The organism is Pseudobutyrivibrio sp. OR37, assembly GCF_900113655.1.
Lineage (GTDB): Bacteria > Bacillota > Clostridia > Lachnospirales > Lachnospiraceae > Pseudobutyrivibrio.
Genome location: NZ_FOQF01000077.1, coordinates 1 through 1209, shown reverse-complemented (window position 1 = coordinate 1209; position 1209 = coordinate 1). Strand labels below are relative to the sequence as shown.

Below are 1209 nucleotides of genomic sequence, written 5' to 3'. Positions count from 1 at the left end.
GGTACTGATTACGATGAAAAGCCATCGTCGCTCTATTTAAAACATTTCTGTTTCAAATCATTTTTTATTGACAATCTTTAATAGTTAGTCTTTCTATTTCAAAATTAATTATTTTATTGTAAAGCGCCTTACAGGCTTAATTTTACTCGAAATAACAGACGACTCAATTTGTATATACAATTCACAAAATGGTTAAAATAGCTTGATACAATAACAAATAAGAGTCGTTATAAAAAAGTACATTTTAAATTATTGAAGTACATGAGGTGATTATCTATGAAAAATGAAACAATTTATGATGTTGTATTCAGAACGTACGAGGTAAACTATGCAGATAAAAAAACCAAAGAGAAAATAAGAAAATTTATAAAACGTCAATTGAACAAAGAATACCCTAATAGCGATTGGAACGCTCTCTCAAAATATGAAAAGGATACCTTCATTTATATTACGATAAAACATAAAATGTTAAATGACTATACGGTTGAGACTACTAGAACCAAGCTCGAAAGAAAAATCGATAGCTATGTTAAAAATGAATTCCTTCAATTTGATTCTAATATTAAACAGCATAATACCCTAATAGACCAGCTAAACTGTCAGTATTATAATGAACATGATTCTGATGAAATTAAACTTGAAAAATATAATGAATTATGTAAGGTTATTAAATCTTTTAATAATTATGTGCCTTTACCCGAATTTAATCAATGGATTAAGCATCCATTAACCCCTTTCGATTATGTTATTTCACATGAAAGTAATCCTAAATGTGATAATTCTTTCATTGTGTCTGAAAGTCAAATGGATCACATAATTATTGAGGCAATGCTAAAAAAATTCTGTGAAATGAATCATCTAGCCCTTAACCGTGACAAAATAAAAGAATGCCTAAATTATTTACAGGATGTACCTCCTGATGAATTCGATTATTATCCTGATGAAAAAGATATGAAATTGCTAGATACAGATGAACAATTAGAAATGAAGGAAACATATACATCATTTCTAAAATATGAATATTATAAAAAAATGTTATCAAACTATGATTTCTTTGAAGATAGGAATTAATTATTAAATATAAAATTTTTCAATATTGACTAATCCAATTCACTTGCTATAATAATCTTAGGCAAGAAATGAAATTAGAGTTTCAACAATGAAGCAAAAAAGCTAGGAGCGGCAACTCCTAGCTTTTTCTATGCCGTT

Annotated in this window: 1 protein-coding gene; it reads left to right on the top strand. The window is 27.5% G+C overall.

Features of this window, described 5'->3' with window-relative positions; genetic code table 11:
• Window positions 1–276 precede the first annotated feature (276 nt).
• The gene (locus tag BM097_RS15965; RefSeq protein WP_090552702.1) at window positions 277–1071 is read left to right on the top strand and encodes a hypothetical protein; all 795 of its coding nucleotides are present in this window, start codon (window positions 277–279) and stop codon (window positions 1069–1071) included.
• The last annotated feature ends 138 nt before the right edge of the window (window positions 1072–1209 follow it).